Annotated in this window: 12 protein-coding genes and 1 tRNA gene; 10 read left to right on the top strand and 3 right to left on the bottom strand. The window is 47.3% G+C overall.

Annotation, left to right across the window (positions count from 1 at the left end; translation table 11 throughout):
* Window positions 1–149 precede the first annotated feature (149 nt).
* The 7 genes from IEX60_RS21845 (at window position 150) to panB (ending at window position 4,618) form a co-directional block, all read left to right on the top strand.
* Entirely contained in the window at window positions 150–896 is a 747-nt protein-coding gene (locus tag IEX60_RS21845) for a hypothetical protein (RefSeq protein ID WP_188753529.1), read from the top strand.
* Window positions 897–944: 48 nt separating this feature from the next.
* The gene (locus tag IEX60_RS21850) at window positions 945–1,310 is read left to right on the top strand and encodes a cyclic-phosphate processing receiver domain-containing protein (protein ID WP_229717704.1); all 366 of its coding nucleotides are present in this window, start codon (window positions 945–947) and stop codon (window positions 1,308–1,310) included.
* Window positions 1,311–1,338: 28 nt separating this feature from the next.
* The gene (locus IEX60_RS21855) at window positions 1,339–1,569 is read left to right on the top strand and encodes a hypothetical protein (protein ID WP_188753530.1); all 231 of its coding nucleotides are present in this window, start codon (window positions 1,339–1,341) and stop codon (window positions 1,567–1,569) included.
* Window positions 1,566–1,736 carry a zeta toxin family protein gene (locus IEX60_RS21860; protein WP_188753531.1) on the top strand — a complete coding sequence of 57 codons (171 nt, stop codon included), beginning with the start codon at window positions 1,566–1,568 and terminating at the stop codon, window positions 1,734–1,736. Before IEX60_RS21855 ends, IEX60_RS21860 begins: the two co-directional genes overlap by 4 nt.
* Before the next feature lie 119 nt (window positions 1,737–1,855).
* A complete protein-coding gene (locus IEX60_RS21865) occupies window positions 1,856–2,815 on the top strand; it encodes a collagen-like domain-containing protein (RefSeq protein WP_188753532.1) in 960 nt (319 codons plus the stop codon).
* Between the two features lie 51 nt (window positions 2,816–2,866).
* Window positions 2,867–3,760: a helix-turn-helix transcriptional regulator gene (locus IEX60_RS21870; protein ID WP_188753533.1), complete on the top strand. Its 894-nt coding sequence runs from the start codon at window positions 2,867–2,869 to the stop codon at window positions 3,758–3,760.
* 42 nt (window positions 3,761–3,802) lie between these two features.
* Window positions 3,803–4,618, top strand: coding sequence for a 3-methyl-2-oxobutanoate hydroxymethyltransferase (gene panB / locus IEX60_RS21875; RefSeq protein WP_188753534.1), 816 nt, complete (start codon window positions 3,803–3,805; stop codon window positions 4,616–4,618).
* A 16-nt stretch (window positions 4,619–4,634) separates the two neighbouring features.
* On the opposite strand, the gene obgE is transcribed toward panB, so the two are convergent.
* From obgE to IEX60_RS21890, 3 genes are all read right to left on the bottom strand, one after another.
* On the bottom strand, window positions 4,635–5,633 hold the full coding sequence (obgE, locus tag IEX60_RS21880; RefSeq protein WP_188753535.1) for a GTPase ObgE: 999 nt from the start codon (window positions 5,631–5,633) through the stop codon (window positions 4,635–4,637).
* Between the two features lie 63 nt (window positions 5,634–5,696).
* Window positions 5,697–6,272 (bottom strand): adenylate kinase, encoded by a 576-nt coding sequence (locus tag IEX60_RS21885; protein WP_188753536.1) that lies wholly within the window; start codon window positions 6,270–6,272, stop codon window positions 5,697–5,699.
* Window positions 6,273–6,335: 63 nt separating this feature from the next.
* Window positions 6,336–6,409 (bottom strand) — tRNA-Arg (locus IEX60_RS21890).
* A gap of 156 nt (window positions 6,410–6,565) precedes the next feature.
* Here IEX60_RS21890 and IEX60_RS21895 point away from each other — a divergent pair.
* From IEX60_RS21895 to IEX60_RS21905, 3 genes are all read left to right on the top strand, one after another.
* Window positions 6,566–7,393 carry an alpha/beta fold hydrolase gene (locus tag IEX60_RS21895; RefSeq protein WP_188753537.1) on the top strand — a complete coding sequence of 276 codons (828 nt, stop codon included), beginning with the start codon at window positions 6,566–6,568 and terminating at the stop codon, window positions 7,391–7,393.
* Between the two features lie 106 nt (window positions 7,394–7,499).
* A complete protein-coding gene (locus IEX60_RS21900) occupies window positions 7,500–8,621 on the top strand; it encodes an MBL fold metallo-hydrolase (RefSeq protein ID WP_229717705.1) in 1,122 nt (373 codons plus the stop codon).
* A gap of 122 nt (window positions 8,622–8,743) precedes the next feature.
* Window positions 8,744–14,311 (top strand): alpha-2-macroglobulin family protein, encoded by a 5,568-nt coding sequence (locus tag IEX60_RS21905; protein ID WP_188753538.1) that lies wholly within the window; start codon window positions 8,744–8,746, stop codon window positions 14,309–14,311.
* The last annotated feature ends 6 nt before the right edge of the window (window positions 14,312–14,317 follow it).

Below are 14,317 nucleotides of genomic sequence, written 5' to 3' on the forward strand. Positions count from 1 at the left end.
TTCCCACATTCCAACAGGATAGCAATAGCAAATCTGATTGGAATTCTTTAGTTTTGAATGTAGCTAGCTAAGGGAAGATTACAATTATAATTCATCACAATATTTCTGATTTTCCAAACAACAAAATAATACTTAACACATTATAATAAATGAAAACACATCTCGAAAAATTGAACGAAGTATATGACAGATTCTTTGATGAGTTGTCAATCGATAAATCAACAGGTATTCTAGCTGACCAGAATAAAAGATTTGCGACCAAAATTGCAGTTGGAGATAACTATCTGAGTTGTAAAAGGAAAATTCTATTTGTTAGTTTGGATATAGGTAAAGACGAAAAATTTGTCGACTCTGGCTTCAAAATTAATTCTTATCAAGATTTTGAAGAAAGAAAAAACAGTGTCTGCTACCAAACTCCCATGGAGATGAATGCACATATCGCAGGAACTTATGGGACGACTTTATATTTTTTGAAGGATGATTATAATTGGGAACAAGAATGGAAAATTCTAGAAGAGTCCAGCCAGTTCTTCCGGGGAGCAATAAAGAAAAACTGGACCATTTTGCCGAACACCCTCTTGTCAAACATCGCATTGGTAAACTTTTACAATTTTGTGGAAATAGGGAGAGAGTCAAGAACTGGGGCGAGTGACCGTGAACTAATACATCGTAATAGAGAAATATCGCTGCTAATTGAAATAATAAATATTATTAAGCCAAATGTAATTATTTTACAAGGCAAAAGTCTTAGAGGCTATTTCACGAACGAAATCAAATCTAAAATAAATACCGCAACCGAAATATTTGGCGGATATCATCCATCCATATTCGGAAGAAGGATTAAATACCAAAATCCAAAACTGTATATCGAAAATCTCTTACTTAACAGGATATAACCATTTATCGTACTACTCGTATCTACAAGGCTTTTGAATCGCTAATAAATGATCTTCCTCGACGACATCCACCATCCGAAAGACGTATTACTGTACACTACCTCAACTGAAAACAGTGTATACGCCAGCGACGGATGGCGGGTGGTGAGGGATTTTAACCAATTCGTTAACTACATCACCGAAAATGGCCTGCCCGATTTGATTTCATTCGATCATGATTTGGGCGTGGATGAAAACGGTGAAACAAAACTTTCCGGCTACGACTGCGCCAAATGGTTAGTTGATTACGTCATGGATCATCAGGTGCCGCTACCCCGCGTCCTGTGCCATTCGCAAAACCCAGTGGGAAAGGAAAACATCCTAAAGCTGTTTGAAAATTATAAAAACAGTTGCTTAGTTGATTATACCCTATAAAACTGTTATTTTTGTTAAAAATAACACCATGGGAGCCAAGACACTTTCGGATTCATCGTTGGCAACTACCCAAGATAAACTTAATATCGTAGCGCAAAAGCTTCATCAAAAGCAGTTTGAAGCTGGTGTACTTAAGGTATATAGGGATGAGCGATGTGAGGGCACAAATGAATTCATACATCAATATCCGGATGGCCACGAAGAACTTGTTGCCGTAGATGCTAACCTGAAGTTTATAAAGCTTAGAGACCTATATTGACAACACCCAGCTTCTATTTCATCGTTGGACCAAACGGCGCAGGAAAAAGTACGTTCAGCGAAGCGATGGTGCCACCCCATACTGTAGTAATAAACGGAGATGAAATAAAGGAACTGTTTCCCCATCTTGCCCAAGCTGCTAAATATTACGATGAGTTGATTTCATAAGCACAAGACAAGCAAGCATAAAAAATAAATTTTCCAACGACCTCCCTTGTCGCCATCAGCCATCATCTTTGTCCGCATAATGATAAACAATCCATATCGGACATATAAATGATGGAACAATGAAAAACACTTACCTTTTCTTATTAGCTGTACTTTTAAACGCAGGCTGCGGCAAGCAAATTCCCGGCCCCGAAGGACCGAAGGGACCCCAGGGGCCGAAAGGAATAACCGGCAAGGATGGTGCAACCATCCTAAGCGGGGCGACTACACCCTCATCCAACATCGGAAAGACCGGAGATTTTTATCTTGACCTATCTTCGGGAGTACTCTATGGCCCCAAAACAGAAGAAGGTTGGGGTAAGCCGATCAGCCTAAAAGGGGAGCAGGGTTCTCCCGGCAATGACGGAGCATCATTCATCGGTGGAGACGGCGTACCCTCAGAAAGCACCGGTAAATTAGGAGACTATTATTTTGACAAAACGAATCTCGCCATATTCGGACCGAAGACACAAAACGGCTGGGGTAGCCCCATCAGTTTGAAAACACCCGAGCAAAACGGCGTGAAGGTTTTTTTTAAGGACAATGTTCAATTTGAAAACCTCGTCAAAGAACCCAATTTTATTGATTATAACGGAGATGTCGTGCCTTCAAATACATTCAATTCCGAAATCACTTTTAAAATCGACGGGTTAGCGGACTATGTAGAAAAAGGGCTGGTTTTTGTATATATCAAAAGACAAGATACTTATTATTGGAGTGATCGCGGGGACAGTGTTAATCCCGAATGGTGGTGGAGCCACTCCTTATTTGACGACTATGCAGAATTTGGCATTTCCATTGAGAAACCGGAAATTAAACCATCGGGAATTACACTACGTTGCTCCATTTCCGAATGGAACCGCACGAATCCGGATTCATATCGGGATATCAATACAGCGGCAGATAGGAAATTACTTAGCGAATCGTTCGTGTTTGATATCAAGATTGTTTTGATACCCGCTTCGTCGGTAGAATACCTCTCGTCGGTTAAGCCAAGCATACCCTATTCACAACAAATTGCTACATTTCTTGGATTATAGCGACATATTTTGTCGCCATCTAACTTTACCTTTGCAGAAACAACAAAAGTCATGTCATTACGAGAGACCTTAATCCGACACCAATTAGTTATCAATAAGCTCCGTGTCCGACCTTACACCTGGAAAGAAATCGATCAGTTCCTTCGGCAAGAATCCGAAATACAGCAATACAGATTGTATGTAGGCCAACGGCAATTTCAACGGGATAAGGATGACATCTTTTCCCTCTACGGAATCGAAATCGAAAACAATCGGTCTACAAAAAAATACTGGATAGGCACATCGGAAGAAACGGACGCGCGTCATCTCGAAGCTTTTGATGTCTTCAATCTGTTAAAAGTGGGTGGCAACAAAACCGGAGAGGTTAGCTTTGAACGACGCAGACCTCAAGGCACTGAAAATATGTATGGATTGCTACATGCGATACAGAACAAGTTAACCATCACTTTCCAATACCATAAGTTCTATGAATCCAGCGGCGAAACCCGCAAGGTAGAGCCTTATGCGCTCAAAGAAGCCAAACATCGATGGTATCTCCTATGCCGCGATATAGATAAACAGGAACTGCGGCTGTTTGGGCTTGATCGCATATCTGGAATAGAGTTTACTAAAAAGAAATTCACAAAGTCCAACGAAATAAACATAGAAAATATATTCCGTTCATCCTTTGGTATTATCCTACCAGAAGAGGGACAGCAAGTAGAAGAGGTAGAACTTTCATTTACACCTTTCCAAGGGAAATATATCAAATCATTACCACTACATGAAAGTCAGGAAATCATCCATGACAACGAACAGGAGCTACGTGTTAAGCTACGCATTTACATCACACATGACTTTATCATGGAGCTACTTTCGTATGGCAAAGAGGTAAAAGTGCTGCATCCGGCGACATTGGCAGATGACTTAAAACAACAGCATTACCAAGCAGCGAGGCAATATTGAGTGATCTTACACACTTTTCAGATTTTTTCTTACGTTTGCCTTATGTCAGTAAACAAAGAAATCAAGCGTATCACCACCCACACCATCCGCACGATGAAGGATAGCGGCGAAAAGATCGCTGTATTGACCGGCTATGATTATTCGATGGCTAAAGTGCTGGACGACGCGGGGATCGACATCATATTGGTCGGTGATTCGGCAGCGAACGTAATGGCAGGTTATGAAACGACAGTGCCTATTACCTTAGAAGAGATGATGATCCATGCTTCTGCGGTAGTCCGCGCCGCCAAACGCGCATTGGTTATCGTAGATCTGCCCTTTGGCACCTATCAGGGAGACAGCAGTGATGCATTAAAGGCCGCCGTACGTGTCATGAAAGAAACCGGTGCACACGGCCTTAAAGTGGAAGGAGGCATCGAAATCGAGGAAACGGTAAGACACATTGTCAATGCCGGCATTCCGGTGATGGGACACCTCGGCCTCACCCCTCAATCGATATACAAATTCGGCACCTATACGGTCCGGGCTAAAGAAGAAGCCGAAGCCAATAAATTAAAAACGGATGCGAAATGCCTGGAAGAAGCCGGATGTTTTGCCGTGGTGCTGGAGAAAATCCCTGCTGAACTGGCGGCAGAAGTAACCGGGAGCCTTCACATCCCCACAATCGGCATTGGTGCAGGGGCCAAATGCGATGGACAAGTGTTGGTGGTACACGATATGCTCGGGCTAAATAAAGGGTTTAAACCTAAATTCCTACGGCAGTATCTCAATTTATATGAGGAAATTAATGAGGCTGTCGGTCAATATATACGCGACGTAAAGGCATCCGAATTCCCGAACGAAAATGAGCAGTATTGAACCGGAAATCCTGCCATCAACCGTTGATTGCCTGCCAGATCTTATCTTTTAACTGTTGGATGTTTTTGTTTGAAACGGATGAGATGAAAAGATAAGGAATTCCATCCGGCACTTCCGTCGCCATTTCCTGCTGGAGTTCATCGTCCAGTAAATCCGATTTCGTAATCGCCAAAATACGCGGTTTATCTTTCAGTTCCGGATTAAACGCGATCAATTCATTCAAGAGTATCCGGTATTCCTCGGCGATCGTTCGGGTTGTGTCGGCGGGGATCATAAACAATAACACCGAGTTGCGTTCGATGTGGCGCAGAAAACGATGCCCCAACCCTTTTCCTTCCGAAGCGCCCTCAATGATTCCGGGGATATCAGCCATGACAAACGACCGATTGTCGCGATATGAAACAATACCCAAATTAGGCACCAGCGTTGTAAAGGGGTAATCGGCAATTTCGGGTTTTGCTGCCGACAGGACAGACAATAACGTCGACTTTCCGGCATTCGGAAACCCTACCAGCCCTACATCCGCTAACACCTTCAGTTCAAGCACAATCCACTCTTCCTTTCCGGGTTCACCCGGTTGTGCAAATCGGGGTGTTTGCTGGGTTGGGCTTTTAAAATGCCAGTTACCAAGACCTCCCCGCCCGCCGGCGGTCAGCACCTTGGTTTCCCCGTCTTCGGTAATATCAAAAAGCACGTCGTTGGTATCCGCATGGCGTGCTACGGTACCTAAAGGCACTTCCAGCACCTCATCCTTTCCATTGGCTCCATGCTTCAATGCACTGCCGCCCGGTTGGCCGTCTTCTGCAATAATGTGCTTCCGGTATTTCAGGTGCAGTAAGGTCCAGAGTTGTGCATTCCCTTTTAGTAAAATATGTCCGCCTCTGCCGCCATCGCCGCCATCGGGACCTCCCTTTGCCGTGAATTTATCGCGATGTAGATGTGCAGAGCCTGCCCCGCCCCGCCCGGAGCGGCAGCAAACCTTTACATAATCGACAAAATTTGATCCTTGGGCCACTTTTTATAGTTAATAGCTGACAATGGATAATTGACAGTTGATCGTTACCAAATCAACGAACCATCAAATCAACAGGCCATCTACCACACCCTTGATTTCCTCGAAAATGGCATCAATATCACCAATACCGTTGACCTTGGTGAGCTTGCCCTGTTGCTCGTAATATGGGAGTACGTGAATGGTTTTATTGAAATATTCTTCAATCCGCTTTTTAAGCTTCTCGCTGTCGTCATCCGCACGGTTGCTTATTGCCTTCCGTTTGGCAATCCGGGCCGTAAGTTCTTCCTCGGTTACGTCCAGTGCGACCACGCCGGTAATGGCCGTTCCCTTGGATTCCAGAAAACGATCCAGGGCTTCAGCTTGGGCGACGGTGCGCGGAAATCCATCAAAAATAAATCCCTTTGCTTCGGGATTCTTAACGATTTCTTCTTCCAGCATCGCAATGGTGATGGAATCAGGCACCAATTCACCGTCGGCAATCAGCTTGCTTACCTGCTGCCCCAGTGCTGTCTGGTTGCTGATATGTGCCCGAAAAAGATCGCCTGTTGAAATGTGCACCAACTGATAGCGGTCGATTAGCTTCTGCGATTGGGTACCCTTCCCTGCTCCCGGAGGGCCAAATAAAACAAGGTTTAGCATAATATACGCGTGAAAAATAATAGCCTAACCAACATCATGATTAGGCTATGTAAGTGAAACATGTGCGCTTGAAGGGAGTCGAACCCCTAACCTCCTGATCCGTAGTCAGGTGCTCTATCCAGTTAAGCTACAAGCGCATTCCCGAATCGGTTTGCAAAGATAGAAATCTCAACGATACCAACGAAATATTTTTAGAAAAAATGAGCCTAACAAGAACTGTCTTGGATTAGTTCCCTGATTTTATTACTTTTAAAAGCGAAACATATCGTTGTTTTTAATTGTTAAGCCCAAATATGGAATATAAAAAAAGCCTGATTAAACGAAAACGAATCCGACTTGGCGACATCAGCATAAGCTATTTATTAAAGGAGTCTCCCGCTCCAGAACATACCTTGGTATTCATCCATGGATTTCCATTCAATAAAAATATGTGGCTTCCGCAGTTGGAGTCGCTGCCACCCGGTGTGACCGGTATTGCGCTGGATGTGCGGGGTCACGGCAACAGCACCATAGGACATGGCTTCTTCAGCGTAGATGTTTTTGCCAAAGATCTGCTGGCATTCCTCAAAAAACTATCCATTGAAAAGTCCATTCTCTGCGGGGTATCGATGGGTGGTTACATTGCGCTACGGGCCTACCAGATTCAGCCGGGGGCTTTTTCGGGCATGATACTCAGTGACACGCATTCACTGGCAGATGACAATGCGGCCAAATTGAAACGTTTTGACAGCATTCAGTCCGTACTCAAAAACGGACGCAGGCCTTTTTCCATCGGTTTTGTCAACAACGTATTCTCCCAAAAAAGTTTGTTGGAAAACCGTGATGCGGTCGATCTGATCAAGAGCAGTATCCGAAGGAACACCGAAAGCAGCATTTGCGCCACTTTACTCGCATTGGCTTCCCGTACAGATACCACCGATAGCCTGAAAGACATCGCCGTTCCCGTACTCGTTGTCCGCGGTGCGGAAGATAAGATCACCACCCGGGAACAAGCGGGGATTCTCGTGTCTGGGATCTCGAATGCAGTTTACGTGGAAATTGCCGAATGCGGCCACCTGCCTAATCTTGAAAATCCAGAAACATTCAATCACGAGATTGACACCTTTTTATCCCGCATTTAGTTGGGTAAACGATCTCCATGCCGTCAGCCGATTGTAAAAAATCACCTGACGGATTGGATTATTGAGCCGGGCACAATTAATTTGCCGAGATTTCCAGGCCAAAAGCATGAAGAAAATCTTCAAACGAATGTTTCTATACTTCCTTCTTATCTGTGCGGTTTTGGTGCTCGCAGTCATTATTTTCCTTCAACAGCCCCAATTTGGCAAAGCGCCGACCGGTGCAAGATTGGAACGGATCAAAAGTTCTCCCAACTACAAAAACGGGAGTTTCCAAAACCTGGAGAATACGCCTGATTTAGCCGAAGGTGTTAACATGCTTTCGGTTATCTGGGGTTTCCTGTTCAACAAGACGCCGAGACAGGTTCCCGTTGATAGCATCCCGCATGTCCGAACGAATATCCATGCGTTGGACTCCCAAGCAGACGCTTTGATCTGGTTTGGTCACTCTTCCTATTATATTCAGACAGGAGGCAAACGTCTGCTGGTAGATCCCGTATTCAACGGCCACGCATCTCCGGTCTCTTTTACTACCAAGAGCTTTCCCGGCACAACAGACTACCACGTCGAGGATATTCCGCCCATCGATTTTTTGATCATCACCCACGATCATTGGGATCACCTCGACTACCCTACCGTTAAGAAAATAGCGCCACAGGTGAAACAGGTCATTTGTCCATTAGGTGTGGGCGCCCATCTCGAATATTGGGGCTATGCGCCGTCAAAAATTACGGAGCTTGACTGGCATGAAATAGCCGATTTGGAAGATGGCTTTACCATACGGGCCGCGCCTGCCCGGCATTTTTCGGGTCGCGGTTTTAAGCGAAACGGCACGCTGTGGACATCGTTCGTTCTGAATACGCCTTCACAACGAATCTTCATCGGCGGGGATAGCGGGTACGGCAAGCATTTTGCGGACATCGGTAAGCAATACGGGCCGTTTGACCTGGCGATCCTCGAAGACGGGCAATACAACACTGCATGGATATACATCCACATGTTGCCCGAACAAGTCCTGCAAGCAGCACAGGACTTACATGCGCAATCGGTTTTTCCCGTACATAATTCGAAATTTTCATTGGCCATGCACACCTGGGATGATCCGCTGATCCAAATCACGGAAGCCAATAAAAAGGTGCAGCTACCGCTTTTGACACCCAAAATCGGCGAAACAGTATTTCTTAACGATTCTGCGCACGTATTCACACATTGGTGGAAAAGCGTACGTTAACCGCCGCCCGATCAAACAGTTGGATGATATCCCTAAAAACAGCTATTTTTCTTTTCATCAACTGCGAATGAGGAAATTAGCCTAAAAAATGGTTACTTTCGCTTCCACAAACTCCTATAAAGATGAACAACGCCAATTCGATGCCACGCATGTCCTTTTCCTGGATTGTCTTAGCAATTGTCGTAGCGCTGACCTGGCAATGCCGCGGTCCTGCGGAAACCAACGCTGGCAACACTGCTTTCGCTAAATATGTGGAAGGTTATACTACGGGCGTGATATCGCGCGAAAGTACCATACGCCTCCGCCTGGCATCGCAGGTGAACACTTTTCAGGAGACCAATGTGGAGGAAACACGGAAGCTTTTTACCATCCATCCGGCAGTAAAAGGAAAAACACGTTGGATAGATGCCCGCACAGTGGAGTTTATTCCCGAAAAGCAGTTTGATCCTTCCAAAGAATACCAGGTAACGTTTGATCTCGGGAAAGTCATTGAAGTACCGGATGACCTCAAAAACTTCATCTTCGACTTCAAAATCATCGATCCCTCCTTTAGCATCGAATTAGATGGTCTGAAATCCCAAACCAGTTCCGCTCCCGATCTGATGAAATTAACCGGAACCCTATCGTTTGCGGATATTGAAACACCGGAAAACATTGAAAAAATCCTGGAAGCGACCGCCGGAAGTAACCGGTTGACCATCAAATGGCAACACAACGCGCAGACACGTACTTCCTCCTTTACCATCGATTCGCTCGAAAAGCGCAAAGAAGCGTATGGAATATCCTTAAAATGGGATGGCTCGCCCATAAAATCTAAAAGAAGCGATCAAAAAAACATTGAAGTGCCAGCTAAGGGTGTGTTTAAAGTACTGGACATCCGTGCCGTGCATGAACCCGAGCAATTTGTGCTGGTTCAGTTTTCAGACCCCATCCTGGTGGCCCAACAGCTCGATGGTCTCATCGGAATCAGCGGTGTGAGCGATGCCCGGTACACCATCGACGGCAGTGAGGTAAAGGTATATGCACCCGATCGGCTTGAAGGTGATTATGCAATTGCGGTAAACGAGGGTATCGAAAATATCAGCGGCAAAAAAATCACCGCTGCCTATTCCGCCAATGTCAATTTCGAAAACCGCCTACCGTCGGTGAGTATTCCGGGAAAAGGCACCATCCTGCCCGGATCCGGCAGGTTGACCATGCCTTTTGAAGCAGTGAACCTAAGGGCCGTAGACGTAACCATCGTAAAAATCTATGAAAATAACGTCCCTCAGTATTTTCAAAACACGTATGACAGCAAATACGAACTGCGCCGTGTCGCCAAGCCGGTAGTCCAGAAAACCATCGCACTGGATGCAGATAAAAGTGTGAACTTACGCAAGAAAAACCGCTTTTCGCTGGATATTGACAATTTATTGAAAACCGAACCCGGTGCGATTTACCGTGTTTTGATCGGTTTCCGCCACAGCTATTCAGTTTATCCCTGTGGGGATGCAGATTCAGCGGAAATCGAAGATGCCGAAAACGAACAAAGCAGCTACTATTATTCGGATGATATCGACGAAGACGATGAGTTCTGGTCGCGCTACAATAGCTACTATCCGTATGATTACGACTGGAACGAACGCGACAATCCGTGCCATAGCGCTTATTACACAACCGAACGCTGGGCTAGCCGTGATATGCTGGCGTCTAATATCGGCCTCATCGCCAAGCGGGGCAATGACAACAGTGTAACCGTCGTCGCCACCGATATCCTCACTACGCAGCCCCTGCAGGGTGTAGAAGTGAAGTTGCTGGATTACCAGCAACAGGTTATCCAGACTGCCACTACCGATAACGAAGGGTTTGCCCGTATTGAAGCCACCCGGAAGCCGTTTATGCTCATTGCATCAAAAAACGATGAACGGGGTTACCTTAAATTGGACGACGGCTCTACCCTACCCTTAAGCCGGTTTGACGTGGGAGGGGACGTAGTACAAAAAGGTATTAAAGGGTTTATTTATGGTGAACGCGGCGTCTGGCGCCCCGGCGACTCGCTTTACCTCAGCTTCATCATGGAAAACCAGTCGGCCAACCTCCCGGCGGAGCATCCGGTCACTTTCGAGTTGTATAACCCGAAGGGCCAACTGACCAAGCGGATGGTCGAATCCAAGCAAACCAATGGCTTTTATACCTTCAAAACCAAAACGGAAACCACAGCGCCTACGGGCAATTGGTTGGCGAAGGTAAGCGTGGGCGGCGCAACCTTTCAGAAAACGTTGAAAATAGAAACCGTAATGCCCAACCGCCTGCGCATTACGTTGGATTTTGGCAATCGCAAGGTTTTGAACAAGAACAGCAACACACCTGTAGCGCTTTCGGCAAAGTGGCTCTTCGGTGCGGATGTGCAAAACCTCAAGGCGCGCGTAGAAGCCGTGGTAACACCGGTCAAAACAACATTTCCCGATTACAAACCCTATACCTTTGACGATCCGACACGTACGTTTACTTCGGAAAGCCAGGTGCTATTTGACGGCACCCTGAACCAACAGGGCAATGCCGCTTTTCCCGCCGACATTACGGCCACCAACGGGGCTCCGGGGATGCTGCGTGCCAGTTTCACCACCCGTGTGTTTGAACCCGGCGGCAACTTCAGTATCGATAACATCAGCATGCCTTACAGCCCTTACGCCAGTTATGTAGGGCTGCGTACTCCTGAAGGCGATCGCCTTTCGGGCATGCTGCTCACGGATCAGGACCACTCCGTGGATATCGTAGATGTAGACGCAACTGGAAAAAAAATATCCGGAACCCGCCGTGTACAGGTAGAATTCTATAAAATTCGTTGGCAATGGTGGTGGAACCAGGAGGAAGAATACCTTGGCAACTTTACGCAGGACCAATACAATCAATTGCTCAAAAAAGAAACCATCACCCTCAACAACGGCAGTGGAAAATGGAACATCCGCGTAAACTATCCCGACTGGGGCCGCTATTTGGTGCGGGTGGTCGATCTGGAAAGTGGCCACGCCACTGGAAAAACGTTGTACATAGACTGGCCGGGTTGGGCCCAACGCGAGCAGCAAAGCAATCCGACGGAAGCATCCATGCTGTCGTTTACGTCTGATAAAGAAACCTATCAGGCGGGTGAGGAAGTGACCTTAACCATTCCCTCTTCGGAAGGTGGCCGCGGCCTTATCAGCATTGAAAACGGTAGCCGGGTACTGCAAAGCTGGTGGATCAAAACCCAACAGGGACAGACGGTTTATAAATTCAAGGTGACCGAAGAGATGGCACCCAATGTATTTGTAAACGTTACCCTGCTACAACCCCACGAGCAGACCGCCAATGACCTCCCCATCCGGATGTACGGCGTAATTCCGCTGCTGGTCGAAAATCCCAAGACCGTCTTAAATCCCCAGATCAGCATGGCAGACGTACTGCGTCCGGAAACCAAATCGAGCATCACCGTATCCGAATCCAATGGGAAAGCGATGGCGTATACCATTGCCCTGGTAGACGAAGGGCTGCTCGACCTCACGCGGTTTAAAACACCGGATCCGCATGCCAGTTTCTACGCACGTGAAGCACTTGGCGTCAAATCATGGGATCTATTTGATCAGGTGCTGGGCGCATGGGGAGGTGATCTGGAACGCATTTTAAGCATTGGTGGCGACGGGGAAATCGACCGGAATGTAAACCCGGCGAAAGCCAACCGCTTCCAGCCCGTGGTCAAATTCCTGGGGCCTTTCACCCTCCGCAAGGGCGGAAAAAACAAACATGACTTCACCCTGCCCCAATACATTGGTTCGGTACGTGCCATGGTAGTGGCCGGACAGGATGGTGCTTATGGCTTTGCGGAAAAAGCGGTTGCCGTGAAGAAGCCGCTTATGCTGCTGGCTACCCTACCCCGTGTAATCGGCCCCGACGAAACATTCAGGCTGCCGCTCACTGTGTTTGCCATGGAAAACAACATCAAACAGGTAAGTCTCGAAGTGACTGCCACCGATGGACTAATCGTGCAAAACGGCAAGCAGACCCTGACCTTCACGCAGCAGGGCGAACAAATGGCCTATGCCTCCATAAAAACCGGCAACAATACGGGTGTTGGCAAATTGCGCGCGGTTGCAAAAAGCGGAAATGAGACGGCGGTGTACGAAGTTGAAATCGACATCCGTAACCCGAATCCGTTCATTACCTCGGTTGAAAAGGCCGAAATCAATGGTAACTCAGCGTGGCAGCGGGACATCGCACCACTGGGTCCCGGCAACGGCAATACCGCCATGGTGGAAATCTCGTCATTGCCGCCGATTAACCTCAGCAAACGGCTCAATTTCCTGATCCGATATCCGTATGGCTGCGTGGAGCAGGTGACATCCAGTGTATTTCCGCAGCTCATGCTCGATCGGTTGGTCGAACTGAAAGAGCAGGAAAAAGCGGCCGTAGACAGAAACATCAAGGCCGGTATCAACCGACTGCGGAATTACCAATTGGCTAACGGAGGTCTTGGTTATTGGCCGGGTGCAAACGAAGCCAATGAATGGGGCACCAACTATGCCGGGCACTTCCTACTGGAAGCGCAGGCCAAGGGATATACGTTACCGGCTGGATTCCTGGAAGCATGGCTGCGCTATCAGCGGAATACGGCTCAAAATTGGGCGCCCGACCAATATAACTGGCGAGGCGGGGATCTGGTACAAGCCTACCGGCTTTACCTGCTTGCGCTCGCAAAGGCACCCGAACTGGGGGCAATGAACCGACTCAAGGAATTCCCTTATCTATCGGATGAGGCAGCCTGGCGACTCGCCGCAGCCTATCAGCTTGCCGGACAGGGCATTGTAGCCAACCAACTGGTTAAAAACCGTCCCACCGAAGGCAAACCCTATGAAAATGCCGGATATACTTTTGGATCGGCACTGCGTGACCGTGCCATGATCCTGGAGACCCTGGATTTAATCGGGCGTCGGCAAGAGGCCGAAAAAGTATTGTTTGCCGTAGCCGCCGGATTGGATAATGACAGTTGGTATAGCACGCAGACTACGGCGTATGCCTTGTTAGCCATCGGCAAATTCGGTGGCCAGAGCGCAGGCAAGAATAACTTCACCTATACGCTTAATGGTAAGTCAAACACCATTTCAGCAACTACGTATGTATATCGCATTCCGATTGACTTCAGCAATAAAAGCAATCAGATACAGGTGCAGAACTCAGGTAACAACAAGCTGTACGTGCGCGTTGTGCGCGAAGGCCAGCTTCCTGCCGGGGAAAATCCACCCCTAAACAACAACCCCGAATTGCTAACCATGAACGTACGGTATACCGACCGGGAAGGAGAAGAAATCAACCCCGGGGCGTTGACACAGGGTACCGATTTCATTGCGGAGGTTACATTGAAGAATACCGGAAGTATGGGGATGTATGAACACATGGCACTTGCCCAGATATTCCCTTCCGGTTGGGAAATTATCAACACCCGGCTCAATGACAATGAATCGGCTCTTCGCTCGTCGCCGGCTACCTATCAGGATATCCGTGACGATCGTGTACTTACCCATTTCAATATCCGGCAGCAGGAGACGCTTACCTACCGCGTATTGCTCAATGCATCGTATGTAGGACGTTATTTCCTGCCCGCAGTAAGTGTAGAAGCGATGTACGATAACCGGATTCAGGCCCTCACGCCAGGGCAATGGGTGGAAGTGGTGGAATAGTGGTCA

Source organism: Parapedobacter defluvii, assembly GCF_014642075.1.
Taxonomy (GTDB): Bacteria; Bacteroidota; Bacteroidia; order Sphingobacteriales; family Sphingobacteriaceae; genus Parapedobacter; species Parapedobacter defluvii.